Origin of the sequence: Flavobacterium hydatis (assembly GCF_000737695.1) — a bacterium.
Classification (GTDB): domain Bacteria; phylum Bacteroidota; class Bacteroidia; order Flavobacteriales; family Flavobacteriaceae; genus Flavobacterium; species Flavobacterium hydatis.
The window spans coordinates 27631-53459 of sequence record NZ_JPRM01000055.1 but is presented as its reverse complement, the minus strand read 5'-3'; the positions used below and the strand labels follow the sequence as shown (position 1 = coordinate 53459).

Sequence of the window (25829 nt, the reverse complement as noted above, 5' to 3'; positions counted from 1 at the left end):
ATTTTTTTTAATTTTAGAATGTAAACAAGCTGATAATTAATACTATTTAAGTAAAAATAGGTTAAAAAAAATAAAACGGTTTTATACCCTGCCTTTATTATATTATAAGATGTCAATGTGTTAAGTAATATATTACAATTATAAAATCTCATTAACCTCGCTAATAAAAACATTAATTATGGAAACTAAAGATGGAAAGCTAGCAATCTATGCTATTACAAGAGCAGAGTGGCGAAATTGGCTAAAAGAAAATAGTCAAGCCGAAAAATCTGTTTGGTTGATACTATATCACAAAAAAAGTACTACTCAAAGTGTTAATCTCAACGATGCTACCGAGGAAGCATTATGTTATGGTTGGATAGACAGTTTATGTAAAAAACGGGACACCGAAAGTTTTTATTTGACCTTCTCTCCTCGAAACCCCAAAAAAAGTAAATGGAGCAAACCTAACAGAGAACGAGCGGAACGAATGATAGAACAAGGTTTAATGACCGAACATGGCCAGAAGCTAATTGATATTGCAAAAAGTAATGGCAAATGGGATGAAGCTATATAGGATTTAAACAGTACAACTTTAGCAAAAAAAAACCTGCTCAATATAATGAACAGGTTTTAGTCTATTTTAAAAAAAGTAAATGCTTTAATTATTGTATTTCAAAAATTACTGGAGCTGTTCTAGATACAGAATAATTTCCTCCTCCTACAAGTCTAGTTTTAATCTCAGAGATAGTAACTTGGTCTCCTCTACCTGCTTTTGAAAGTGCAGCTTTACATTGTGCATTTAATTTATCCCCAGAAACTACAACTGTAGCTTGTCCAGGAATTTTAAAATTAAATCCAACAACATCTAACCCTACTTCAAAATCAAAGTCTACCAATTTAGCTCCAATTGTAACCACTTCCAGATTCGATTTAGGTCCTTTTACAATACCCATCTCTCCTCTAATAGTTCCAACTGGTGCAGGAATACCTTTAATTCTGAAAGTTTTCTTATCAGAAACTGTAGAACCATTTGGTAAAGTACCAGTAACCGTAATTGTAGTTTCTGTTCCTGTACCTGGGCTCATATTATATTTACCTGGTTTACCTGCAGAAGATAATCCTGGAGCACTTGCTACAACTTTATTATCAGCAACTCCAGCAAATGATACCGAAATTGGGTTAACCACTCCTCTATAAACTACATTCATTTTATCAGCAGATATTGTTGCTGAATTTGGTTTAGGTACTACAACATATTTACCATCAAATTTAAGAGGAATTGTTTTTCCGTCTTCTAAGAAAGTAAATTGTCCATTAATACTTTGTTCTCCTACTCCGCCAGCAGTTATCGAAATAATTGCCTGACCATTGCTATCAATTTTACCAGGACCAGAGAATGAAGTTGGTTTTGTATTTTCGTCATAACGACCTAAAACAACTTTACCTGTAACTGTTTCTCCCTGAAAGTATGCATTTTTATCAAGAACTACAATTGCTTTATAATTGTTATAAGATGTAGTCGCAATTGCAGCTTTTCCTAAAGCAGCACTATAAACATCTGATTCTGCTTTTTGAACATCATTTTGCCAAGCAGATAATTTTGCAACTGATGCAACTGCAGGGAAACCTTTAAAATGATATGCTAAAAATTTATCTTTTAAACCTTCTTTGTTTTTAACATCCGAAATATCAAATTTACTATCAATCTCTGCTACAATTGCTTTGTACTTTTTGTCGCTTAGTAAAGCTTTCATATTGGTTTTATACTGATTGATTTTTGCTATAATTTCGTTTCCTTTTGCAGTATATCCTTCTCCAGTAAACCAATTATCAGTATTATCACCTTTCTCCATTTCTTCATAAGGTAATTTTCCTGTTGCTGCATCTTTATCAAATCCTTTTACAACATCAGCCTTTAGTGTACTTATATAGTTATAAAAATCTTTGGATATAGCCTCAACTTTATGAGCTGTTTGAGCTGCCGCTGCAAATTCTCCCTTTGCTTCTTCCGCCTTACTATCTAATGAAGCCAACATTTCTGCATTACTTTCATTAGATGATGCATTGGCACTTTCAAATTTTTCATTCATCAAGCCAAAAGCCGATAATACTTCTTTTGACATATTCATTGCTAACATCGCGATAAAAACCAGATACATTAGGTTTATCATCTTCTGCCTAGGGGTTAATTTTCCTCCTGCCATATTTTCTAAATAATTAGTTCTTAATTAATAATTGCTTTTAACTAATTATCCTTTGTTTCCCATAGCTGTAAGCATACCACCATATACATTATTTAAAGAAGCAATATTTGCAGTCATAGATTGCATTTGCTCTTTTAATTTAGTTGCATTTTCAGCGATTTCTTTATTAGCTTCTGCATTTCTTGTAGCACTTTCTAATTGAACTTTATATAAACTATTTAATGATTCCATCTGAGAAGCAGCTGTAAATAACTCTTCACTGTATTTTTTTGTAGAAGCAATTGAGTCAATTGTTGGAGAGATACTTTTTGCAGCAGATTCAAAATTCTTGATGCTGTTACCTAAACTTGACATTAACTCTCCGTCAATTTTAGCTTCTTTAAGCATTGTATCTAATTTTTGAGATAATAAACCTTGTGTTTCCGTTGGAGTTTCAACTTTAGCAATTTTTCGTTCATTTCTAGCTTTACCATCGGCTAATTCTGGATATACAATTGTCCAATCCAAATCCTTTTCAACAGGTTCAAAAGCGGAAAGAGCAAAGATTAATGCCTCTGTTACTAATCCGATTGAAAGCATCAAAGTTCCTGTTAACGGTCCGATTTCAAAGTGGGTAATTTTGAATAAAGCACCAATAATTACTACTGCTGCTCCCATACCATAAGCGAAATTCATTACTTTTTTACTTAATAATGCCATAATTTTTTTGTTTTAAATTTTATTCTAGTTTTTAAATAAAGTTGTTTTCTGCTATAATTTCTACTTTAATAAAATCAATTATTCTTCTATAGGTCCTATAAATTTCCACATAAAACAACATAAATTTTACTAAAAGAAAACATGCAAATGTCCCTATAAAACATTATTTTCTATAAACACCAAAAGCCTTTAAATAAACAGATTAAGACATATTTTGTTTACAAAGTGTTTTAACAATATAATCCGATATATAATCTTACAAATTAATACTATATGAGTAAATATGCATGGGATTAGGATAATAGACTATCTTTTAAATCCTATAATGGCTACAAATATGATTTCTTGAAAATTTATCTTTATTAAATAAACTCATTAGAGTACCGTAATTGTTAATAATATAACAATTGTTTGTTCCTAAAGTACTGAATTTCAGAAAAATGCGTTACTTTTATATTGTATAAACCCTTAAAATTGAACCACTTACTATCAAGTACAAGTAGTTTTACAAATACCACGATTAATTTTACATATAAGTATGATATTGTTTTTTTGAAGTAAAAGTATAATCGATGCTTTTTGCTTTGATACAATTATATGTAGAAGTCTATAAAAATTTAAGGAATGAAAATTTAATTTATTCTAAGAATTAAATTTAAAAGCAATTCAACAAAGTCATTCCGCTTTCACCATTATAATTATTACCTATATATAGCTCACCAGTCTGCTCATGACATGTTATAACAATTTTGTTTTTATTAACCTATCTAAATAATAAACATTCTCATTGCAAAACCTAAGCATTAATTATTATAACTGTCGACTTTATTTATATCCCCAGATTTACATAACTTAAAACAAAAGAAAATGAAACTAGAACTTTTTAAACTAAACCTACTAGAAAATGATGTTTTTCAGCTAATTGAAAAGTATCTTTCGGAAAATCAATTTATAACTCCGCCCATAATATACCTAGAAGGCGGGCATTATGACCCACGTTATGAGATTAGCGATTTCTCCTTAAACTCTCTTACACATGTTCTTAATATTTCTAACAATCTAATTGTAAAACACAAAGGGAATATTAAGATTGTTATCGGAATTTTAATAGATAATTTAGGACTTGCTTGTAGTGAAACTAGTTGTGAGATTACTGATAAAAACCTCTCTGATAAAAACATTGACACATTGCCTATTGAAATCGAAAAAGTATTAGATAGCTATATAATTGTTAAGAAAGAGAAAATCATAATATCGAATGAAAGAAATTGCAAGAATAAAACTATTTCGTTTTTGAAAAAAAACACAAAAACAAATCATGATTCTATTAGTATAGAGAACAAAAATGATATTTTATCGATACTATATCACGCTCGAGACAATCAATACATTCAGTTGGCAGAAATAAAAAATGATGTGGTATGGATTGCAAAATGTCCGTCGATTATGGCGCAACATTACACAAATATTACTGATAAAATTTTAAAACGTTTTAGTGATGCTACTGACATAACTATTATTGACTTTTCTGAAAGTGATGATATGAATAAGGTTACCAGAGGTGTAGAAGTTGCTTTTGATATGTACATCCCAACAATTCTTAATACCGAAAGAGTAAACATCCACAATGTTTTTATGACGGATTATGGAGATAACCAATACACGATAGCGAATACTTTTTCTAAATCTCATCTTCTAAATACTTAGATTATGGAGACTATTAAATCACAATTAATCTACATGGATTATAATGCTACTACGCCTTGCGATAGAGATGTAGTCGATGAAATGTTTCCTTATTTTACAGAAATGTATGGCAATGCTGCAAGTGTACATTATGATTTAGGATGGTATAGTAAAACTGCCGTAGATAATGCCAGAAAGCAAATTGCTAAATTGATAAATGCAGATCCTCTCGAAATTATATTTACATCTGGTGCCACTGAGGGAAACAATCTGGCAATTAGAGGTGTTTATGAAGCTTGCAAAGCAAAAGGAAATCATTTTATTACTTGCAAAACAGAACATAAAGCAACCTTAGATACTTTAGAATATTTACAAAGCACAGGTGCAAAAGTGACTTTTCTTGATGTAGATCATAACGGTATGATTGATCTGGATGAATTAGAAAACAAAATAACTGAAGAAACTATTTTAGTAAGCTTAATGTATGCTAACAATGAAACTGGAGTAATCCACCCTATTGCAGAAATTGGAGAATTATGCCGAAAGAACAAAATATTGTTTATGTGTGATGCAACTCAAGCTGTTGGTAAAGTGCCAATTAATGTTAAGAATGGTCCAATAGATATTTTAACTTTCTCATCTCATAAAATGTATGGTCCTAAAGGTGTTGGTGCTGTTTATATAAAAGATGGTAGTAAAACAGGTATAATGCCGCAAATAACGGGTGGTGGGCATGAAAACGGAATGAGAAGCGGAACACTAAATGTTCCTGCAATTGTAGGCTTTGGCAAAGCTGCAGAGAATGCAATGAAGGAACTAGAACTAAATACAGACTTAAAAATAGTGGCACTCCGGAACCGTTTGGAAGATTTTTTGATAGGTTTAGAAGAAGTTAAACTAAATGGAGAAAATGTAAACAGACTCCCTCATGTTACAAATATTTCCTTTTTTAATACTGATGGAAAGCGTTTATTAAAATCATTAAATAAATTCTTAGCAGTAAGTTCAGGTTCTGCATGTTCATCGGCATCGCTAGATACAAGTCATGTTTTAAAAGCGATGGGAATCGATAATGAAACGGCTCAATCTACAATACGGTTTTCAATAGGGAAATATACAACCAAAGACGATATTGATTTTGCAATTAATAAAGTTGAAGAAATTTTAAACTCCTTACGTCCTGTAAAATTGAACTAAGTAAACTGGCGATATTGAAGTAAATAATAAGTGTTATAAAAAAAATAAGGAAGCCGAAGCTTCCTTAATCTTGAAAAGAACTTATTTAAAAAATTACTTGTCTTTATGGAAAAGACAAATGAAAAATCTAAAGCAAATATCCCCTTATTCTGAAAGTAATTAAGCCTCAAAACGTCATTTAACTCACATAATAAGACAAAAAGTAATTTAAAAATTATGATTCTAGTTTATAATGCACATCAGACTGCTCTCTTAAAGTTGCAGCGCTTCTCTCTGGTGTGATATCTCGTTGAGATTCGCCTAACATTTCGTAACCTACCATAAATTTCTTTACTGATGCTGATCGTAATAAAGGTGGGTAAAAATGCATGTGGAAATGCCATTCTGGATGCTCATTACCATCTGTAGGAGCCTGATGGATTCCGGATGAGTAAGGAAAAGATGTTTTAAAAAGATTATCGTATTTTGTTGTTAACTGTTTTAAAATTTTAGAAAAAGCAGTATCTTCTTCATCCGTAAAATCAGTTATTCTACCAAAATGTCTTTTGCTTATAATCATCGTTTCATAAGGCCATATTGCCCAAAACGGAACCAAAGCTACAAAGTGGTCGTTTTCGATAACGATGCGTTCATCTTTTCTTAGTTCGGCCTGAAGATAATCTTGTAAAAGAGTAGCCTTATATTTATCAAAATAATTCTTTAAACTATTTTGAGTTTTTTCAACTTGTGTTGGTAACGAGGATTGTGCCCAAATTTGTCCGTGAGGATGTGGATTGCTACATCCCATTACACTTCCTTTATTTTCAAAAATCTGAACGTGGTTTATATATTTAATAGCACCTAAATCAGCATATTCTCTTTGCCATGTTTTTACGATATTTTTAATATCCTTTACTTCCATTTCTGGTAATGTAAGATCATGTCTTGGCGAAAAACAAACAACTCGTGAGATTCCTCTTTCTGGTTTAGCTAGAAAAAAGGTGTATTTAATATCTTCTTCATAAATGATTTCATCCTGTTTCATGGCAGCAAAATCATTTTCGAAAACAAAACTGTCTTCGTATCTGGGATTGCTCATCCCGTTAGCCCTTACGTTATCTGGACACAAATAACAAGTTGGGTCATATTTAGGTAAAGGTTCGGTAGTAACTAACTCATTTTGTCCCTGCCACGGACGTTTTGCTCTATGAGGTGAAACCAAAACCCATTCGTTAAGTAATGGATTATAACGTCTGTGTGGGTCTTCGCTAATATTAAAATTTCTCATTTAATTCTATAAGTTGTAAAGTGATGTTCCATTCGCTATTTTTACGTCGTAAAATTTTAATTCAATCCCAAATATATCTAAATAAAGGGACGAAAACTTATTTTTTACTTCATTTTCTTCTCCTTTTTTAATTAAATTAATAGTACAGCCTCCAAAACCGCCACCCATCAATCGAGAACCTATTATAGAATCATCCTCTTTTGCAATAGCAACAAGCATATCTAGTTCTGGACAACTCACTTCATATTCTTTAGACAAGCCATCATGAGTTTCAAAAAGTAATTGTCCTAAAAGCTCAATATTACCTTTATCAAGAGCATTACAAGCCTGTGCAACACGACTAATCTCTTTTATAACATAGTGCACTCTTTTAAAAACAGTTGCATCCATTTTATCCTGAATGCTTAATAACTGATCTTCTGTACAATCTCTAAAGCTTTTTACTTCAGGGAAATAATTTTTAATTATCGATAAACCCGTCCCGCATTCTTCACGACGCGTATTATATTCTGATGTAAATAAGGAATGTTTTACATTGCTATCAAATAAAACTAAAACATAATCGCTAAAATTAGCATCATGATATTCAAACTCCAATGTTTTACAATCTAATTTGATTACTTTATTTTCCAAGCCATGTACACTGGAGAACTGATCCATTATACCGCAATTAATCCCAACCCAATGCTCCGCTTTTTGTCCTAATAAAGCAATATCAACTTTATTAATAGTAAGATTAAAAAGTGCTGCAATCCCAAAAAGCATCCCACATTCTAATGCTGCCGAAGAAGACAATCCAGAACCAACTGGAATATTACTGCTAAAAACACAATTAAATCCCTCAAAAGAAAAACCATTATCCTGAAGTTGTTTTATAACTCCTAGGATATAATTTGTCCATACGACATTACTTAATTGAATCTCTTTTGTTAAATCAACTTCAAACTCGTCATTCAAATCTATTGCAAAAATTCTTGATTTTTTAGAATTGTTTTTTTCAAAAGCAAAACAAATAATCTTATCTATAGCAGCAGGCAAAACATAACCATCATTATAATCAATATGTTCGCCAATAATATTAATTCTTCCTGGCGAAAGGACAACTTTTTGTGGTTCGTTACCAAATTTTTCTTTAAAAAAAAGGGTCGTGTTTTGTATTAAAATATCATTCATTATTATTTACTAATTAAATAGTTGATGGGTTAACTTATTCAAACTTTTCAAATATTTACAAAATCCAACAAAAAGAAACTTATAAGGTAAAGAAAAACAACTTTTATTAAATTATTTGCAATTATACAGAAATTCAAAAATAAATACTAAAATAAAATAATCCTACTAGTACCTACTAGTTTTAAAAACATCTAGATTTAATTTACTAAAATTAGAACTTTGTCTAAATAATGTTTATTAATAATTTCATCATATCAATACCTCGTTACATCAATAAACACAGACATAATACCTTAGATTATCTAAAAAATAAATCCATAAAAAAACCATTTTTCTAAAAATGGCTTTAAGTTAATTTCATTCTTTTTAGCTACAAACTGGTATAGTTTTGTACTATTTTTTTTAGTCATACATCAAAATACCAATCTGGTCGTTGTTTTTCTTCACGCCAAAATAAGGCACCTTGCCCCCATACATCACCATTACTATTTTGTAATTGCCAGACTATAGTATCATGAATAGTAAAACTGTTTTCGAACTTATCGACTCGTTCTCCTTTATAATTATATACAATACCCTCAATTGCTACTTTATTAAATAGCAAATCACGCTCATGTCTGTTTTCTATAGCAGCACTAAATCTGGATGGTATGGATAAGATTTCTTCTTTCGAATATTTAAAACAAGATAAAGCATATTTATTTGCGTAAATAAAATAAGAATCAACATTGGCATTTTGTGCCAATATACTATAAGGTGCATTTTCATGTAACCATTGGTAACGGTCTGAAATATTGGGCGGAGATGGAAGTTTTTTTCCATTTAAAGCTAAAAAACAATCGTCAATTTGTTTCAGCAGAATGTGTTCATTTTTTAAAGACATAGTATTTTTTTTATAGGTTCTTAAGACGGGGATTACTTCCTAACAATTGCATAGAATCGATAGTAATTTCTATAAGCAAAGATTGAGGCGGTTTATTTTTTATCATCATACTATCTAACAGATCATCTAGATTAGATAAATCGGTATTTAATATTTCGGCATTCCAACCACATGCCCTCGCAATACTGCAATAATCAAGAGATTTTAATCGGGCATGATAACGCTCATTATCAACATCTGGCATAATTTTGCCCAATCCTTGTTCGACAATTCCTAATGTTTCATTATTTAATAAAAATAAAACCAAACCAAGATCATGAACCTCTCCCATGCTACCAGAAAATAGGCGAAAGCAGCCATCTCCTGTAAATAAAAAAACAGAGCGATCAGGACTAGCTAGTTTTGCCCCCACAGCAACACCAAATGCGCCACCCATAGCCGAGCCTCGATAAAGTGAATAAAATTGAATATTATTATTAGGACGTTGAGTTACATATTGGCGGTCTTTATAGGCTTGACAGACATCATCAATCCCTATAGAGCGTGCAGGCCACCAATTATCAAGCCTTTGATATAAAGTGACCATATCTACATAATTATCACGGGCAAAGGCAAATGGCAGATTATTTAAATCTTTTGGTGCAGACTCAAATGGGAGGTTCTCGAAAGGCAAAAAATGAGCAGCGTCAATTATTTTTTGAATTACTAAATCTAAAGGAGCATAAACATGATCATATTTACTTTCTACAATATGTTCTAAACTATTATCAACCAGTCCGTATGCATCGGGAATATTGCCAATAAAAAAGGTATGAGCAACAGGGAATTTATTAAAATTAACCGTGTATTCATCTGGACATGCACCAAGTATCATTAAAACATCATTTTTATTCAGAGAGTTTATTAATGATAAGGCTTTATCATTTCCGCCAAACGATACATATCCGTAACCATAAGGATTATCACGATTTACAGCATTTGCGCCATTAATGCTCCAAATAACTGCTGGGCATAAAAGTTTACTTAACTCAGATGTATAATGTATTGCATCTGGATAACGTGCCATCTCTTCGCCTACAAGTAGCACTAATCGTTTACCTTTTATTGTTGCCTTAAAACTAGTTATAAAACTATCTAAGTTTGTATTCTTAAAAACATTTGACTGATTCAGATATGGAGATTTGCACTCTGTATAAGTACTATTCAATCCTTCGTTATCAAGAACTAAAACAACTGGTTTAAAACGATCTAATTGACTTTTTGCATGAGCTAAAGTTTCTTTTAATGTAGCTTGACTATTTAATATAAAAACAGAATCTGGCAATTCGGCTTTTAATTGCTCCACAATATTGCTACCATATTGTGTGGAGTCCTGCAAAGGAGAAAAACCTACTGTACTATTCCCTGAAACAGGTACAATATATACAGCTGGAATATCATGTAATTTTGCATCGCTCAGGCCACAACTAATAAGTTTTGTAGCAGCTCCTGTGGTTGCCACTGTTGCTGCTATCCTACCTGTACTTAAATAATAACCCAACGGAACAAAACCTGCGCTATACTCCCCAAAAGTTAAAAACTCTGTTGCATTAAAAGAGTCTCTTTTATAAGGATTGAGGTATTTAAGAAAATGAATAACACCACCGCCAGTAACACCGGTATATAGTGATATTCCCCAACTTTCGAGAGTATTTACTATTAACTGATTGCTATCCATATAGTTTTGAAACTTTTAATTATTAAATAATAATAAAAAGCTTATTGAATAAAGTAACTCTAAGTATCTTTTTAATTAAGAGTTTATAATACCCAATTAAGCATCACAAACTTTTCAATGCAACAAACAACCTAATTGTATTAATATGATAATTCGTTTCATAATGATAAGATTTGGGTCTTATAAAGATATAAACAAATTCCCGTATAAGAACAAGTAAATCATCACAAACAAAACAACAATTACCTGAATTACAACATCTTAAATTAAAATAAAATAATTTTAAAGTTTGCATAATTATTATAGTCTGAAAATAAATAATTGCAAAAAATACCTACTCAAGAAATTGATTTTATATATCACAATTATTCATTTCTTTATTTAATATCTTTATAATTCATTTTGTTTGTTATAACTGTACATTCATTTCAATTAAGATTTAATATGATTTTATTCTGGAAATACCTTAAACCGTATAGTTGGCTTATTGTACTTGTTTTATTCTTTGCTGGTATATCGCAGATACTCTCCCTTTATGACCCAATTATTTTTGGAAAAATTATCGATGATTACGCATTAAACAATAAACAAGGCAACGGTAGCAAAGAAGAAGGTGTTATTAAACTATTGATAATAGCTGTAATTGTTGCCCTTGCTGCTCGTTTATTCCTTTCGCTTAAAGATTATGTATTACGAATGATTGTACAAAAATTTGGTATGCAAATTTTTAATGATGGTTTGCGACAAACATTAAGATTACCTTTTCAGGAATTTGAGGATCAAAGTAGCGGAGAAATCTTATCTGTATTACAAAAAGTACGTACAGATACAGAGAAGTTTATTTCGTCTTTTATAAATATCTTATTTACTTCGGTAGTTGGTATCGGTTTTTTGATGTGGTATGCTGTTACCAAACATTGGGCGCTTATTCCTGTATTTTTTATTGGTGTAGTTGTCCTTGGCGGATTAACAAGTATTTTAAGTCGCTCGATAAAAACATTACAGCGCTCATTAATTAGGCAAAACCGCCAAATGAGCGGTACTATAACCGAAAGTTTGCGTAACATAGAACTTGTAAAAAGTTTAGGTCTTACATATCCCGAAATTCGACGCCTAAAAGTTCATACGCAGGAAATATATGATCTGGAAATGGAAAAGGTCAAGAAAATGCGAACTCTTACTTTTCTTCAGGGTAGTATTTTGATATTTTTAAAACAATCCATACTATTCATCTTGTTATGGCTTATTTTTAAAAACGTTTTATCTCCTGGCGAACTAATTTCTATGCAATTTATATCGTCTGGAATTATAAGTCCATTACAAGATCTTGGGAGCATAATTATATCGTACCGCGAAGCCGAAACTGCTTTGTTTCTTTTTAATGAGCTAATGCAAAAACAACCAGAATATAGTCCCGAAGATCCTGTAGAAGTTGGTGCAATTAGTCAATTACATTTTAATGATGTGGTTTTCAGACATAAAAATGCCAGTTATAATGCCATTCAGAATATTTCATTTAAAGCAAAACTTGGTGATAATATTGCATTTGTAGGGCCATCTGGTTCAGGAAAATCTACTCTTGTAAAACTATTGGTGGGTTTATACCGTCCTGTAGAAGGCGATATTCTTTATGATGATATATCGATTAAAGATTTGCGATACAATCGTGTTCGCAGACAAATGGGGTTTGTAACTCAAGATACACAACTATTCTCAGGATCTATTCGTGAAAATCTGCTTTTTGTTAAACCCGATGCAACAGACGAAGAAATGCTTTCGGCAATAGAGAAAGCTTCTGCAACTCCTATTATAATCAATTCAGGGAAAGGTCTTGATACTGTTCTTGGCGAAGGAGGCAAAAAACTTTCGGGTGGCGAGAAACAACGCCTTTCAATAGCCAGAGCTTTATTGCGTAAACCAAAGATATTGATATTTGATGAAGCTACTTCGGCATTAGATTCTCTTACAGAATCTCAAATTACAGAAACTGTTAGAGAAATATCTGCAGATAAACAGCAAATTACTATTCTCATTGCGCATAGATTATCGACCATAATGCATGCCGATATCATATTTGTACTAGAACGCGGAAAAATTATTGAACAAGGAAATCATAACGAACTTGTAGACAAAAAAGGATTGTATTATGCCATGTGGAGACAACAAATAGGGGAACGTAAAGACGATTTACCTTCTTCTAAAAAACATAATAAAACCAATTGATTTTTTAAACCATATAAGTATTATAAGAAAATATAAGTCTAAAACTTAAATGAACTTACCTTACTTATATGGTTTATTTTTTGATTGCAATCGCAACTTTATAAAATATAATTACTAAAGTTTACTTCAAATAAAATACAGATAATATGTCTCTTATCTAGCCTTATATACATCAAAACTATAAGGACCAGCTCCAAAGAAAGAAATCATTAATGCAGCCCCAATAATTGATAGGTTTCTCATAAAAGTCATAAGAACCAATTGATGTTTAACAGGGTCATCAATATTCCAAAAATCATGCATTATAAATGTTACTGGTAACATAATAAGAATTATTAACCATGCCCCCCATTTGGCCATGAATCCCGTTAAAATACTTAATCCTGCTAATAATTCTAAAATTCCGACAAATGGAACTATAACGCAAGAATATGGTATTCCTTTGGCTGTCGCTTCGTAAACAAAATAATCTGAAAAATTTGCGATAGAAGAATACATGAAAATTGTACTAAATAGGATTCTGCCGATTAAAGGGATATAATTCATAGTAAAAAGTATTAATTGAGTTAATAATAATTTTATTTTTGAAATAAATCTTTAAATTTTAAAGATTACTTAAATTTAGTGAATTAAAATTAAAGTGCAAAGACTTTATTATATCCATAATAGGTCTGACTTAATTTTTTTTTAATACAATTGTATTATTATTTATACAAAAAATATTCATTTGTAATGCTTACTTTTGAGTGTTTCAATGAATTAAAAAAAGTACTATGTGGTGGGTATATGCAGTGTTATCGGCAATTTTTGCAGCTTTGACTGCTATTTTTGCCAAAGTCGGAATGGCAAATGTAAATTCAAACCTTGCAACTGCTATAAGAACTGTGGTGGTACTTATCATGATATGGAGTATCGTCTTGTTTCGCTCTGAAGCAAAAGGAATACTAACTTTATCAAAACAGAATATCATTTTTCTTGTTATCTCAGGAGTAGCAACAGGATTGTCTTGGATGTTTTATTTTAAAGCGCTAAAAATGGCCGATGTATCTCAGGTAGCTCCTATCGATAAATTAAGTCTTGCATTAACAATTATTCTTTCAGTTACTTTTCTAGGCGAAAGTTTAACCCTAAAAACTGCCATTGGAGCACTATTAATTATCGGAGGTACTGTAGTGTTAATTTGGAAGTAGAAACCAAATAATATAAATAAAGGCCGCCTCATAACGAGACGACCTCTATCAAAAAAACTAAATGTAATTGTTTAGAGTGTTAGAATTTAGCATTAACTAATTTCAATTACTCTTGGAGATTTACTTTCCTTTGCTTCTTCTTTTTTAGGAATAACAAGGTGTAAAAGTCCATTATCATAATGTGCTTTTATTTTTTCTTCATCAACAACATTGTTTGGTAATTCAAAACTTCGTTGAAATGATTGATAACTAAATTCTTTTCGAGTATAATTATCTTCAACGGTTTCTTTTTCATTCTCCTTAACAGAAGATATCGTTAATAAATTATCATTAAGAGTAATATTAAAATCTTTTTTATCCATCCCTGGAGCAGCTACTTCTACTTCAAAATTTTCATCTGTTTCTTTAACATTTATTGATGGTATAGTTGTGCTTGTAGATGAAAAATTGCTGTTTTCCCAGTTAAAAAGTTCACGTCCAAAAAAATCGTCTAATAATGATGGGAATGACTGTGCATTGTTTCCGTTTTTTCTGATACTTAACATGATGATTTACTTTTAATAGTTATACAAATAATTTAATAATCATTAAAAATGTTGATCAACACCATGCATATAACAAAACAAATACCAAAGCACAAAAACTGTCATTTTTTCATAAATAACTGAATTATTGACATAAAAACTCAAAACAAAAGCCTTATATTCTAACAAAATGACAGTAATCAGCCTTTTTATCCCTATTGCTTTTTTATAAAAAAACTTAAAATATTTCCTTACTAAAATTTAGAACCAGTCTAACCGACTAACAAAGGCCTTTGCCATTTTTTAATATTAATTTTATCTTTTAATTATAAAATTATTGCCATGAGTACTATTGAAAATGAAACCTTGTTGAGGAGGGAACTTTCAGTGATAGACAAGAAATTAAATAAGCTTAATGATGAAAAAATCAAGCTTTTTTTCAATGCAATAGGTCTTAACGCCCGCCAAGATATCCCAAAAGATTACCTACAATGGGAAACAATTCTTATTGTTGTACCAAACCGACAAGTATCGCATGAACTTAAACCATATAAATATTCAATATCCAGAATCACTTTTGTTACAAATGTTTACGCCAAAGAAATACATATCTACGACTTTAATGATTGGAAAAAAGCTTTTGGTAACAAGACACATTTACAAATAAAAAATGCTCTAAAAGATAGTTTTGGAGGTGTTCAGAAAGTTCAGGAAGAATACATTAAAACTATCCCGAAAAACAACTAAATTTTATGGAAGCAGAACATCATTATATAAACAGAAGTGGATGGTTACGAGCAGCAGTTCTTGGTGCTAATGATGGTATTTTATCAACTACAAGTTTAGCCATTGGTATTGCTGCAGCTAGCACCACTCGTGAACCTATAATTCTGGCTACTATTGCTGGTTTAGTTGCTGGTGCTTTGTCTATGGCTGCCGGCGAATATGTTTCTGTAAGTTCTCAGTCTGATATAGAAACTGCAGATCTGGAAAGAGAACTCATAGCGCTAAAAACTATGCCTGAAGTAGAATTAGAAGAACTAGCAGAAATCTATGAAAATAGAGGTTTAACTCCTGAACTTGCCAAAGAAGTTGCTATACAATTAACCGCTCACGATGCTCTGGAAACTCATGCCAGAGATGAATTAGGCATTAACGAAATTACTCAGGCAAAACCATTACAAGCTGCTTTTGCATCGGCTGCATCATTTATTGCTGGAGGAATTTTACCTCTCTTTGTTTCTATTTTTGCTCCCCTAAAAGAAATTGTACTATGTCAATATACTTTTGCAATAATCTTCCTTGCTCTTTCTGGAGCATTAGCCGCCAAAGCTGGAGGTTCTAGTACTATTACAGCCATATTAAGGATTACTATATGGGGCACTTTTGCAATGGGAATATCAGCATTAGTTGGTTACCTTTTTGGAGTTAACGTTTAATTCTTAATTCCCTTTTTTAGTTTTTTAAGCAACGGATTATCCGAAAGTTTAATTTGTTCTATTGCTAATTTTGCAATTTCAGTTGCGCCTAATAATGAAAGGTGCGTATCATCAACCTTACCTTCTGGATAATAAGCAATCTCCCCTGCCTTATAATGCAAATGCAATATTTTCGATTTTTCAGGACCATAAGATTGTTCTAATATTTCTGTGTAATATTCTAAATCTATAAATGGTACATTCAGTTCCTTAGCAACCAATCTGGCTTCTAGAGGATAATCTCCATGTGAACTTATAAGGACACCTTGCTCGTTAAATTTTCTTCTGGCAATAGACGAAAATAAAATCGGAATCGCTCCTTTGGCTCTGCTTTCGGTTACAAAACGAATCAGATTATAACGATATGCAGTATGCGGATTTGTATATCGAAGTGAATCGGTTACTTTTCCATCATTATGTCCAAACTGAATAAAAACATAATCTCCTTTTTTAAGTGATTTATATACCGAATCCCAAAGCTTAGTCGCTATAAAACTTTTTGTACTTCGTCCGTTTACAGCCTTATTTGCTACAATAACACTTTCTCCAAAAAATGGCTGTAATACCTGACACCAACCATGCTCAGGGTTTTTATCCGGATCTATTTTATTCGCCATAGTTGAGTCTCCAATACAATACAAAGTAGTTTTTTGTGCCGAGACATTAAGGGTAATCAGTAATATAATTAATAGATAATATTTCATTTTTTTAGATTTCTTTTTTTAGACTTCTTTTTTTAGACTTCTTGTTATTTTTAGACTGCTTAGATTTTTATTATGTGTAATCCTCATATTGTGTAGACGCACTGCGGTGCGTCTCTACGGAATACCTTTGTGTCTTTGTTCCTTTGTTCCTCTGAATCTTTGTCCTCTTCTCCACAGTCTTGTCACCCTGAGCCGAGTCGAAGGGCGTACGGGGCTTCGACTCCGCTCAGCCTGACATATGATTACATTATAATAAACCCATATTACGTAGACGCACTGCGGTGCGTCTCTACAGAAAACCTTTGCCCCTTTGTTCCTTTCTTTGTTCTTTTTCTTCTTTCCTCCCTACTTTTTAGACAAACCCATATTACGTAGACGCACTGCGGTGCGTCTCTACAGAAAACCTTTGCCTCTTTGAATCTCTGTCCCTTTGAACATTTGTTCCTTTAACCCTTCGAAACCGCCGTAGGAACTGTTGCTTTTTCACCAATATAAACCTCATTTATAGTAACATTTTCAGCATTACTATTCGAAATTGCATTCTTAGCCGATTTGATTTCAATGTTATCCAATGTAATATTCCTAACTTTTTTCTCAGGGAATCCCTGAATCACAATTCCTGTTCCCGTTACTTTATTAGACGAAATATTAGAGAATGAAATATTTGATATTTCAGATGGAAAACCGCTTCCCTCACCATGATAATTGGCAGTAATATACAAGCAATCTTCTACTTCGTCTAATTGGATATTTCGAACAAAAACATTTTTTATATAACCTCCTCTATCTGCATTTGTCTTTAAATAAATTCCTCTTTTTAAGTAACCAACCGTTTTGCAATTCTCCACATATACATTTTTAATTCCAGCCGACATTTCGCTTCCTAAAACGACACCATGTAGTCCTTTAAAATTGCAATTTCTAATTACAATGTTCTCGCTGGGTGTGTCCGAGTTGGCTCTTCCTTCATGATCTCTACCTGCTTTAATAGCAATATTATCATCCCCATTATTAAATGTAATCCGCTCTATCAAAACATCTTTGGCGTACTCTGGGTCGATTCCGTCATTGTTATGATTTAAAGATTTATAACTTACATCTCTAACGGTTATACTTTCTGATTTTAATAAATGTAAGCACCAAAATGGGGAGTTTTCGATTCGGATTTTCTCAACCAAAATATTTTTGCAATTGAAAAACTGAATCATTTGTGGTCTTAAAAAATATCCCTTTCCGAATTTTCTATCTTTCAACGGAATATTATTATGATTCATTTCGCGGCTTAATTTTTTACCCGCATTTTCTTTTGCTTTAAAACTACGCCAAGTATTTCCTCCTTCGCCATCAATTGTTCCTTCACCTGTAATAGCAATATCTGTACATCCGTACGCATATATAAGCGGACTATAATTGTAAAGCATTGTTCCCTCCCAACTTGTAAGTACCAATGGTAAATAATGATCGGGATTATCGCTAAATTTAATTTTAGCATCTTTTTCTATTACTAGCTTTACATTGCTAACAAAATGTATTGGTCCGTTGAGTTTGTAAATTCCTCTCGGAACGACAATTGTTCCGCCTTTATTTTTCTTGCATAATGCCATCGCTTTATCAAAAGCTGGCTTGCTATCGCTCACAGAATCTCCTTTCGCGCCAAGCGTAACAACATTTATTTGATATGAAGGAATTACGGGTAACTTGATTCTACTTACAATAGAATCGACTTTCGTTGTTGGAAAATCAACCGTTTGTGCAAAACAATTCAATGATAATAATAGAAAGAAAAGAAAACTGTATTTCATTTTTTAGATTGCTTAGAATTTTAGACTACTTAGATTTTTAGACTGCTTAGAATGTTAGATTTCTTAGACTTGATGACTACTGGTATTATATCTAAGACGCACTGCGGTGCGTCTCTACGGAAAACCTTTGTGCTCAATTTTGTCACCCTGAGCGGAGTCGAAGGGCATACGGGCTTCGACTCCGCTCAGCCTGACATGGATTACTTTATGTATAAAATAGAGTAAATACTCTATAATTAGAACCTATTACCTCTCAGAACCTTTGTTCTTAAGAGAAACCTATATTGCGTAGACGCACTGCGCTGCGTCTCTACAGAAAACCTTTGTGGCTCCAAACCTTTGTTCCTTTTCTCCCCAATCTTGTCACCCTGAGGAACGAAGGGTCTCCACAAGAAACTAACACAAACTTGTCCTAAATTGTCGAGCTACTCACGGAGATTCTTCCTGCGTCAGAAAGACAAGTTTGGGGTTACATCATGGGTAAACCTATATTACGTAGACGCACTGCGGTGCGTCTCTACAGAAAACCTTTGAACCTTTGTTTCTTTGAACCTTAAAAAAGAACCTTTGTCCCTTAAAAAAAAACATTCCCAACCGTATATTTTTTAACCTCTTTTTTACTTAATTGATGCGACCATGTAACTCTATCTTTTGGTTTGTATCCTTCACCACTGCAATTATATTCGGCATAAAAAGCAGTTTTTTCGGCTTCGGGTTTAGACCAATTTTCCCAGCCCTGTGGTACAATATGATTTCCCATTTTACACTCTATAAAAACGGTTTTGGCATAAATACGCCACGGTCTTCCTAGGTAAACTTGTGTTGCATTTTTATCAGCGGTTAGATTACAATTTTTAAACACAAACCCAAACGCTATTCCTTCGGGTGTTGATGCTGCTGTTATATATGAATTCTTAAGGCTATGAATTTGGCAATTCTCGAAAAATACTGTGGCTTTCCCAAAAATAAAATCGGTTGTTCCTTCGATATAACAATCTTTAAAATATTGCCTTGAGTTGTTTCCCGATGCGTATAATGTATCTTGGTTTCCTAATATATTACAATTAAAAACATACGCTCTGTCGCCCATAATCGATAAAGCAACTGCTTGTCCTATATCGCCAGATGAATTTTGAATCGTTAAATTTGATGCCGAAAAATCATTTCCTTCTACCAACATTGTGTAGGTGTAAAAAGTGCTGTTTCTGCCTAAATTCATTTTCCCAAAATAATCATCGTAGGTAATGATTGTCTTTTCTTTGCTCTCGCCAATTAACGAAATGTTGTTATTAAATTCAGGAATCCTTATTTTTTCATAATACGTTCCGTTTTTAATATGAATCGTTACTTTCTCATAGGGAAAAGCTTTGGTCGCATTTATCGCTTCCTGAATTAACTTAAAATCACCAGATCCATCTTGGGCTACGGTAATTACGTTTTCGGATTCAGCTTTTTTTTTTCGCTTTTTTCAAAAGCGTATTTTTTCTCCCAACTTGGGTATTTTTTTAAAGGTTCTTTTGGCTCATCGGTGTACCAAGCGTATCCGTTTTTTCGTTCTGCTCCTATCTCATCCAGAGATTTCTTTTTGACTCCATCTCTATCACAAAAAAATGGTTCGTTAGTGTCTAGCTCCATAAACCTTGCCCAAATTGGTGAAGCATTTGTAGCTGGAATCATTTTTTTATCGATAATTTTCCCCGCATCATTTAGAATTCGTTTTTCTTCGAGATTTGTAATCTTCGTTTTTTCAAACCATGCACAAGCACTTTTTACAGCTGTAATTACTTCTGGTGATGGTTTATCGATAGACATTAGCAACAATACTATTTTAGCCGATTCTTTCCCGCTTAAAGATGGTAATTCGTAAGCTCTTGCTTTGGCTGGAGCCAAAGTATTTTCGTCATGTTGCGCACACCAAGCCGTTAAAACTCCGTTTTGTTTGTATTGTGTTTTTATGATGCAGGTTATTCCTTTATCAAAAGCTGTTTTGGCTTTGGTAACATAATCTTGCGATATAGGAATACCGTTATAATCAGAGGTTTCTGCTACTTGTTTTAGTATCGATAGGATATGAAACATCGAATCGTCATTGTACGTTATGTGGGTATAATATCCTTTTTTTAAGGGATAAAATTGTGGCCATCCTCCATTGTCATATTGTGCTTCTAGCAAATAATCCAGTCCTAAAAGAAATGCTTTTTTATATCTTTCGTCTGGTTTTTGCTTGTACATTTTTGCCAGAAAAAGCATTTCCTGACAGGTCGCTCCATTATCAGTTGTGATATCATGTAGGTCACTTTTTAGTGCGATTAGACTTTGTTTTTCAGTATCAGATAGTGGTTTCTGCATTTCGATATTCTTTGGCCATCCACCAATGTTGCGTTGGTACAATAACACGTTCTCGGCTATGGCTTGAGCTTCGGGCGTTGCAAACCAAGCCGCATCGCTTTTGCGAATAATATCACTCCAGTTTTTATAATTATTTTGAGCTTGCACCATTACGCTACAGCCCAATACTATTACTAGATTTAATACTATGAATTTAATATGTTTCATTTCAAATTATCTATTTAATTCTAATGCTGCCAAGATAAATGGACCTGTTGCTTTAGGATCGTTGTCTTTTTTTCTTTCGTTTATATAATACTCATACGAACCGTCTCTGTATGGTTTTCCTCCTAATCCTGCAACTGCGCAAGCATTAGTAATTGTAATCTCCCCATTGGCATCGACTTTAATCAATTGTTTCGTTAATCCGTCAAAAGATTTGTTTGCAATGTCTTTATATTTTTTTGGCAGATATCCTTTGTTTGCTCCTTTTGCAAAAGCATAAATAAACATTGATGATCCTGATGATTCTAGATAGTTTCCTTCTTTATTACCCTTATCCGTTACTTGATACCAAAGCCCTGTTTTCTTATCTTGAAATTTTACCAAAGTTTCTGCAAGTTGGTTTAAATACACAACCAGTTCTTTTTGTTTCGGGTGATCTTTAGGAAAATAATCTAATACATCTACCAATGCCATTGCGTACCAACCTAATGAACGTGACCAGAAATTTGGTGATGTTCCTGTTTCTGGATTTGCCCAAGGCATTTTTTTACTTTCGTCCCAAGCATGAAAAAGCAATCCTGTTTTTTTATCCAAATCGTTTTTCTGAATTAATTCAAACTGTTTGGCGATATCATTAAGTTCTGCTCCTTTTTCAAACTGGGTTGTATATTGTGCATAAAATGGTTCTCCCATATACAATCCGTCTAGCCACATTTGGTCTGGATATATTTTTTTATGCCAGAATCCGCCACTTGCTGTTCTTGGTTGCTCTTTTATTTGTTTTCTTAAAAGCTCTAATGCTTTTAAATATTTTTGATCTTTTGTTGTGTCGTATAAATTAAATAACAAACGACCAGCCGTAACCATGTCTATATTATAGGTTTCAAATTTATAGCTTTTAATGCTACCATCTTCTTGCACTAAATCGTCTACATACTTTTTTATGTAATTGTAATATTTAACATCGCTTGTCTTTTTATACAATTCTTCAAATGATGTAAGTACCAATCCGTGTACATAATCCCATTTTGGTTCTTTTAAATCATCAATCATATAAGCTTCGGGATGGCGTTTCATGATTGATAAAGCCATTCTTTCTGACCATTTTAGGTCTTTAGAAATCGCTACAGTAGTTTTTGCTGGTTCTTGAGAAATAATTTTACAACTCATTAATGTCATTACACAAACTAATGCTATCGACCCCAAATAATTTCGTTTTATAATATGCTTCATTTTAAAATATGCTTTATATTTTTATTTATCCAACTCTATCGCGCTCAACATAAATGCTGTTAAAGCAATCGAACTGTTATCTTTCTTTTTTCCTTTAACGTAATATTCATTTGTCCCATCTCTAAACGGATTTCCTCCTAATCCTACATTTGGCGAGACATTAATTATGTTTAATTCTTGATTATCTCCAAATCTAACAAACTCTTTTATAAATCCATCAAATGATTTTTCGGCTATCGTTTTATACTCCGAAGATAAATACCCTTTATTTACTCCTTTTGCAAAAGCATAAATAAACATTGCCGATCCCGATGGTTCTAGATAATTGTCTTTTAGCATTGGTTTATCCGTAACCTGAAACCATAATCCCGACTTGTCTTTATAGGTAAGCAAGGCTTTCGCTAATTGATTTAAATACCCAACTAATACTTTTCTTTTCGGGTGATTTTTTGGATAATAATCCAATGCATCTACCAGAGCCATCATGTACCAACCCATTCCTCTTGACCAGATTGTTGGTGATGTTCCACTCTCAGGATTTGCCCAAGCTATTTGTTTGCTTTCATCCCAAGCGTGATATAACAATCCTGTTTTTTTATCGACAAAATGATTCTGTACCAACTCAAATTGTTTAGCAATATCATCTAAACCTTTACCTTTTTCAAACTCAACTGTATATCGTGCATAAAAAGGTTCTGCCATATACAAGCCATCTAACCACATTTGATTGGGATAAATTTGCTTGTGCCAAAATCCTCCGCTTGCATTCCTGCGCTGGTTTTCTATTTGATTTCTCAAAAGAACCAATGCTTTACGATAGCGCTCTTCTTTGGTTAAATCATACAAATCAAAAAGGATTTTCCCCGGATTTATATAATCGATATTATATTCCCTCGCATCGTAACCTGTAATGTTTCCAGAACTATCTATCAATTCATTTGTGTATTCTTTTACATAATCCAGATACTTTGGATTTTTGGTCTTTTGATATAATTTTTCAAAAGAAAGCAATGCAAATCCTATTTTATAATCCCATTTTGGTTTTTCGGCTCCATCAATTTGCCATGCTTTTGGGTATTTGTTTATGATTGAAAGCGCTGTTTTTTCAGACCATTTGCCTTGAGCATTCGCTTTACAACAAAATAACACCAATACGATAATTACCAGTTTATGAAAATGCAATTTGTTAGAATTAGTTTGAATCATTAATAATTATATTTTTAATACTTTAATGTATAGTATTTTTTCTTGCACGCAGATTTTAAAAAAATTTAAGCTGATCTACGCAGATAATTATCCATTATTGATTTTTAAAATTAAATCTGCTACAATCTGCAGAATCTGCGTGAAACAAAACTCTTTTAATCTGTGGCTATTAAACGAAAACTACATTTTACCTTTTTTATTCAATACTTCTAATCTTTCGTCAAGGTATTTTATAAATTCTTCTTTGTTTTTAATACCATCTTTTTCTTGTTCCCAAGCGCCTAAGAAATAAAACGATGTTGGTTTTGTGGTTGGTTTAAAAACCAATAAATAATCTAAATCTGTATCAGCTACATTTTCGATTGTGCCGGTTTCATAAAAAATTGCCATTCCTAATTTATCTGGAACTAATGATTGTGTTCCGTATGTTGCAAGGTATGCCCACTTTTTATTTTTGCTTTCTTTTTTAAGCAATTCAGCGTTTTTCTGTTTTACAATTCCTGTACAAATTCCTTGAATTTCTTTAGAAGCTTTAATTGTATGTTGTGTATATAATTGGTCTGGCTTAATAGTTAACTCCGATGTAAAATCAATTTTATCCGAAGCTGTTTTCCATCCAAAATAATTCACTTTTACCCTAGATTCATTTACCTTATTCTCTACATACGCCAATGTTGAATCAACTTCATAAAAATGCAATTTTTTATTATCTAAATAACGGTCTATAGAACCGATTCCGATTCCTTTTCCTGCTTTTAAAATATCTGCTCCCCAATCGCTCATTTCATGATACGAGTCAAAATTGTCCTGCCCTACCAGAGGTAAAATCATTTCTGATGTTTTTTTTCCAAAAATATCAATAGCATTTCTCCAGTCTAAATACAAACGATATCCTATTCTGTTGCTTTCCCAGCCTGGGCCTTCGTAACGAATATCAAATGAATGATCGGTATGCTCTGGTGCTAATTTTAGTTTGTCCACATTTTTAAATACAGTTCCTCCTATGTACTTGCGTCCTTCCCATTTTCCGTCTGTTTTTACCGATATCTCGGCATAGGTTTTGGCTGTTTTTATATCGTATTTCTTTTGTGCTTTACAACTAGAAAGTCCTAAAATTAATGCTGTCGATACTGTTATTATTGTTTTCATTTTATTCTAATTTATTTAAATATTGTAGCTAAAAATTGTGTTGTGTATTCTACTGTTTTATCAAACCATGGATTAAAGAACCAAAACGAATGTGGTGAATTTTCGATTGTTTTTACCTCGTTATATATCTTATTTTGGTTCAAAATGGCAATCATATCGTCTCTTCCTGCATGAAACCTGTCCAGACTGCTATTTATAAACAATGTTGGCGGTGTGTTTTTATTGGTATGCGTTAATGCCGAAGCTTTTTCCCAATTCTCAGGATTTTCCTGATAGGAACCATTTAACCATAAAGCTGCCATTTCTCCTTCTTCGGATTCTGGATGTTTAAAAGCTAAAATTCCATCTATATCGATAATTGCATTTACTGTTTCCGATGATTTACTTTTATACAAAGCGTCTTCATAAGCTGCATCCTTATTTGTTGTACCAATCAAGGCAGCCATTTGACCTCCCGAAGAACATCCTAAAATAGCTATTTTGTTTGGATCCACTCGGAATCTTTTGGCATTATCTTTTATAAACTTAATCGCATTTTTCACATCATAAATTGCCTGAGGATATTTCGCTTCAAGCGATAATCTGTACTCTATTGTAAAACAAGAATACCCTTTCTGAGCTATTTCTTGCCCTAAAACCTGCATCTGATTTTTATTACCTGATTTCCATCCTCCGCCATGTATCATGATTACAGCTGGATTTAATTTTTGTTTTTTATTGATAAAAGCATCCAAATGCAATGGTCTGATTTTCTCTTGATTGTAAACTATGTTATGTATCTCATTAATATCTTTATTCTTTTGTGCCTGAGCAATTGTTATAGACGGATATCGCTTAATTAATTTGGCGTATGTGCTTTTTATAGTATATGATGTATCAATGCTATACTGACTTTGTACAACAATAGCTTTGAAAAAAAACAAACAAAAAAGCAATATTCTTATCATCTATAAAAAAAT

Annotated in this window: 23 protein-coding genes; 7 read left to right on the top strand and 16 right to left on the bottom strand. The window is 32.5% G+C overall.

The window, feature by feature from the left end; genetic code table 11:
• Positions 1-178: 178 nt before the first annotated feature.
• Entirely contained in the window at positions 179-556 is a 378-nt protein-coding gene (locus IW20_RS23610) for a YdeI/OmpD-associated family protein (RefSeq protein ID WP_035628457.1), read from the top strand.
• Positions 557-644: 88 nt separating this feature from the next.
• On the opposite strand, the gene porM is transcribed toward IW20_RS23610, so the two are convergent.
• Together porM and porL are read right to left on the bottom strand one after the other, a co-directional pair.
• Positions 645-2186: a type IX secretion system motor protein PorM/GldM gene (porM, locus tag IW20_RS23605; protein WP_035628455.1), complete on the bottom strand. Its 1542-nt coding sequence runs from the start codon at positions 2184-2186 to the stop codon at positions 645-647.
• 45 nt (positions 2187-2231) lie between these two features.
• Entirely contained in the window at positions 2232-2885 is a 654-nt protein-coding gene (gene porL, locus IW20_RS23600) for a type IX secretion system motor protein PorL/GldL (protein ID WP_035628453.1), read from the bottom strand.
• Between the two features lie 867 nt (positions 2886-3752).
• Here porL and IW20_RS23595 point away from each other — a divergent pair.
• Both IW20_RS23595 and IW20_RS23590 read left to right on the top strand, forming a co-directional pair.
• On the top strand, positions 3753-4592 hold the full coding sequence (locus IW20_RS23595; protein WP_035628451.1) for a hypothetical protein: 840 nt from the start codon (positions 3753-3755) through the stop codon (positions 4590-4592).
• A 3-nt stretch (positions 4593-4595) separates the two neighbouring features.
• Positions 4596-5768, top strand: coding sequence for a cysteine desulfurase family protein (locus IW20_RS23590; RefSeq protein WP_035628449.1), 1173 nt, complete (start codon positions 4596-4598; stop codon positions 5766-5768).
• A 214-nt stretch (positions 5769-5982) separates the two neighbouring features.
• Here the strand turns inward: IW20_RS23590 and IW20_RS23585 are convergent, their stop codons facing one another.
• The 4 genes from IW20_RS23585 to IW20_RS23570 form a co-directional block, all read right to left on the bottom strand.
• Positions 5983-7035: a UDP-glucose--hexose-1-phosphate uridylyltransferase gene (locus IW20_RS23585; protein ID WP_035628447.1), complete on the bottom strand. Its 1053-nt coding sequence runs from the start codon at positions 7033-7035 to the stop codon at positions 5983-5985.
• A 6-nt stretch (positions 7036-7041) separates the two neighbouring features.
• Complete coding sequence (gene galK / locus IW20_RS23580; protein ID WP_035628446.1) at positions 7042-8208, bottom strand: galactokinase; 1167 nt, start codon at positions 8206-8208, stop codon at positions 7042-7044.
• Positions 8209-8614: 406 nt separating this feature from the next.
• Positions 8615-9091, bottom strand: coding sequence for an MEKHLA domain-containing protein (locus tag IW20_RS23575; RefSeq protein WP_035628444.1), 477 nt, complete (start codon positions 9089-9091; stop codon positions 8615-8617).
• Positions 9092-9101: 10 nt separating this feature from the next.
• Positions 9102-10808, bottom strand: coding sequence for a thiamine pyrophosphate-dependent enzyme (locus IW20_RS23570; RefSeq protein ID WP_035628442.1), 1707 nt, complete (start codon positions 10806-10808; stop codon positions 9102-9104).
• A gap of 444 nt (positions 10809-11252) precedes the next feature.
• On the opposite strand from IW20_RS23570, the gene IW20_RS23565 reads away from it, so the two are divergent.
• Positions 11253-13031, top strand: a complete 1779-nt coding sequence (locus tag IW20_RS23565; protein ID WP_035628440.1) for an ABC transporter ATP-binding protein — start codon at positions 11253-11255, stop codon at positions 13029-13031.
• 153 nt (positions 13032-13184) lie between these two features.
• Here the strand turns inward: IW20_RS23565 and IW20_RS23560 are convergent, their stop codons facing one another.
• Entirely contained in the window at positions 13185-13577 is a 393-nt protein-coding gene (locus tag IW20_RS23560) for a DoxX family protein (RefSeq protein ID WP_035628438.1), read from the bottom strand.
• 227 nt (positions 13578-13804) lie between these two features.
• Here IW20_RS23560 and IW20_RS23555 point away from each other — a divergent pair, with 227 nt between their 5' ends.
• Entirely contained in the window at positions 13805-14221 is a 417-nt protein-coding gene (locus IW20_RS23555) for an EamA family transporter (protein WP_035628435.1), read from the top strand.
• A gap of 92 nt (positions 14222-14313) precedes the next feature.
• Here the strand turns inward: IW20_RS23555 and IW20_RS23550 are convergent, their stop codons facing one another.
• A complete protein-coding gene (locus IW20_RS23550; RefSeq protein ID WP_035628433.1) occupies positions 14314-14766 on the bottom strand; it encodes an Hsp20/alpha crystallin family protein in 453 nt (150 codons plus the stop codon).
• Between the two features lie 321 nt (positions 14767-15087).
• On the opposite strand from IW20_RS23550, the gene IW20_RS23545 reads away from it, so the two are divergent.
• Both IW20_RS23545 and IW20_RS23540 read left to right on the top strand, forming a co-directional pair.
• Positions 15088-15492: a hypothetical protein gene (locus IW20_RS23545; protein WP_035628431.1), complete on the top strand. Its 405-nt coding sequence runs from the start codon at positions 15088-15090 to the stop codon at positions 15490-15492.
• A 5-nt stretch (positions 15493-15497) separates the two neighbouring features.
• Positions 15498-16184 carry a VIT1/CCC1 transporter family protein gene (locus IW20_RS23540; protein ID WP_035628429.1) on the top strand — a complete coding sequence of 229 codons (687 nt, stop codon included), beginning with the start codon at positions 15498-15500 and terminating at the stop codon, positions 16182-16184.
• Here IW20_RS23540 and IW20_RS23535 read toward each other — a convergent pair.
• The 8 genes from IW20_RS23535 to IW20_RS23500 form a co-directional block, all read right to left on the bottom strand.
• On the bottom strand, positions 16181-16927 hold the full coding sequence (locus IW20_RS23535) for a rhamnogalacturonan acetylesterase (RefSeq protein WP_035628427.1): 747 nt from the start codon (positions 16925-16927) through the stop codon (positions 16181-16183). The genes IW20_RS23540 and IW20_RS23535 overlap by 4 nt on opposite strands.
• Before the next feature lie 446 nt (positions 16928-17373).
• On the bottom strand, positions 17374-18729 hold the full coding sequence (locus IW20_RS23530; protein WP_035628425.1) for a glycoside hydrolase family 28 protein: 1356 nt from the start codon (positions 18727-18729) through the stop codon (positions 17374-17376).
• 574 nt (positions 18730-19303) lie between these two features.
• Entirely contained in the window at positions 19304-20110 is an 807-nt protein-coding gene (locus IW20_RS26815; protein WP_240478532.1) for a pectinesterase family protein, read from the bottom strand.
• A gap of 50 nt (positions 20111-20160) precedes the next feature.
• Positions 20161-21285 carry a pectate lyase gene (gene pelA, locus IW20_RS26810; RefSeq protein WP_035628421.1) on the bottom strand — a complete coding sequence of 375 codons (1125 nt, stop codon included), beginning with the start codon at positions 21283-21285 and terminating at the stop codon, positions 20161-20163.
• A gap of 6 nt (positions 21286-21291) precedes the next feature.
• On the bottom strand, positions 21292-22515 hold the full coding sequence (locus tag IW20_RS23515; protein WP_035628419.1) for a glycoside hydrolase family 88/105 protein: 1224 nt from the start codon (positions 22513-22515) through the stop codon (positions 21292-21294).
• A gap of 21 nt (positions 22516-22536) precedes the next feature.
• Positions 22537-23721, bottom strand: a complete 1185-nt coding sequence (locus tag IW20_RS23510; RefSeq protein ID WP_035628417.1) for a glycoside hydrolase family 88/105 protein — start codon at positions 23719-23721, stop codon at positions 22537-22539.
• Positions 23722-23901: 180 nt separating this feature from the next.
• Complete coding sequence (locus IW20_RS23505; RefSeq protein WP_035628415.1) at positions 23902-24870, bottom strand: DUF4861 family protein; 969 nt, start codon at positions 24868-24870, stop codon at positions 23902-23904.
• An 11-nt stretch (positions 24871-24881) separates the two neighbouring features.
• Positions 24882-25817 carry an alpha/beta hydrolase gene (locus tag IW20_RS23500; RefSeq protein WP_035628413.1) on the bottom strand — a complete coding sequence of 312 codons (936 nt, stop codon included), beginning with the start codon at positions 25815-25817 and terminating at the stop codon, positions 24882-24884.
• Positions 25818-25829 lie beyond the last annotated feature (12 nt).

What these genes read in the sequence shown, in the direction of transcription:
- IW20_RS23530 (WP_035628425.1), bottom strand. Translation starts at nt 18,729, where the DNA reads ATGAAATACAGTTTTCTTTTCTTTCTATTATTATCATTGAATTGTTTT.
- IW20_RS23550 (WP_035628433.1), bottom strand. Translation starts at nt 14,766, where the DNA reads ATGTTAAGTATCAGAAAAAACGGAAACAATGCACAGTCATTCCCATCA.
- porM (WP_035628455.1), bottom strand. Translation starts at nt 2,186, where the DNA reads ATGGCAGGAGGAAAATTAACCCCTAGGCAGAAGATGATAAACCTAATG.
- IW20_RS23595 (WP_035628451.1), top strand. Translation starts at nt 3,753, where the DNA reads ATGAAACTAGAACTTTTTAAACTAAACCTACTAGAAAATGATGTTTTT.
- IW20_RS23510 (WP_035628417.1), bottom strand. Translation starts at nt 23,721, where the DNA reads ATGATTCAAACTAATTCTAACAAATTGCATTTTCATAAACTGGTAATT.
- IW20_RS23610 (WP_035628457.1), top strand. Translation starts at nt 179, where the DNA reads ATGGAAACTAAAGATGGAAAGCTAGCAATCTATGCTATTACAAGAGCA.
- IW20_RS23585 (WP_035628447.1), bottom strand. Translation starts at nt 7,035, where the DNA reads ATGAGAAATTTTAATATTAGCGAAGACCCACACAGACGTTATAATCCA.
- IW20_RS23515 (WP_035628419.1), bottom strand. Translation starts at nt 22,515, where the DNA reads ATGAAGCATATTATAAAACGAAATTATTTGGGGTCGATAGCATTAGTT.
- IW20_RS23505 (WP_035628415.1), bottom strand. Translation starts at nt 24,870, where the DNA reads ATGAAAACAATAATAACAGTATCGACAGCATTAATTTTAGGACTTTCT.
- IW20_RS23565 (WP_035628440.1), top strand. Translation starts at nt 11,253, where the DNA reads ATGATTTTATTCTGGAAATACCTTAAACCGTATAGTTGGCTTATTGTA.
- galK (WP_035628446.1), bottom strand. Translation starts at nt 8,208, where the DNA reads ATGAATGATATTTTAATACAAAACACGACCCTTTTTTTTAAAGAAAAA.
- pelA (WP_035628421.1), bottom strand. Translation starts at nt 21,285, where the DNA reads ATGAAACATATTAAATTCATAGTATTAAATCTAGTAATAGTATTGGGC.
- IW20_RS23545 (WP_035628431.1), top strand. Translation starts at nt 15,088, where the DNA reads ATGAGTACTATTGAAAATGAAACCTTGTTGAGGAGGGAACTTTCAGTG.
- IW20_RS23500 (WP_035628413.1), bottom strand. Translation starts at nt 25,817, where the DNA reads ATGATAAGAATATTGCTTTTTTGTTTGTTTTTTTTCAAAGCTATTGTT.
- porL (WP_035628453.1), bottom strand. Translation starts at nt 2,885, where the DNA reads ATGGCATTATTAAGTAAAAAAGTAATGAATTTCGCTTATGGTATGGGA.
- IW20_RS23590 (WP_035628449.1), top strand. Translation starts at nt 4,596, where the DNA reads ATGGAGACTATTAAATCACAATTAATCTACATGGATTATAATGCTACT.
- IW20_RS23575 (WP_035628444.1), bottom strand. Translation starts at nt 9,091, where the DNA reads ATGTCTTTAAAAAATGAACACATTCTGCTGAAACAAATTGACGATTGT.
- IW20_RS23560 (WP_035628438.1), bottom strand. Translation starts at nt 13,577, where the DNA reads ATGAATTATATCCCTTTAATCGGCAGAATCCTATTTAGTACAATTTTC.
- IW20_RS23535 (WP_035628427.1), bottom strand. Translation starts at nt 16,927, where the DNA reads ATGAAATATTATCTATTAATTATATTACTGATTACCCTTAATGTCTCG.
- IW20_RS23540 (WP_035628429.1), top strand. Translation starts at nt 15,498, where the DNA reads ATGGAAGCAGAACATCATTATATAAACAGAAGTGGATGGTTACGAGCA.
- IW20_RS23570 (WP_035628442.1), bottom strand. Translation starts at nt 10,808, where the DNA reads ATGGATAGCAATCAGTTAATAGTAAATACTCTCGAAAGTTGGGGAATA.
- IW20_RS23555 (WP_035628435.1), top strand. Translation starts at nt 13,805, where the DNA reads ATGTGGTGGGTATATGCAGTGTTATCGGCAATTTTTGCAGCTTTGACT.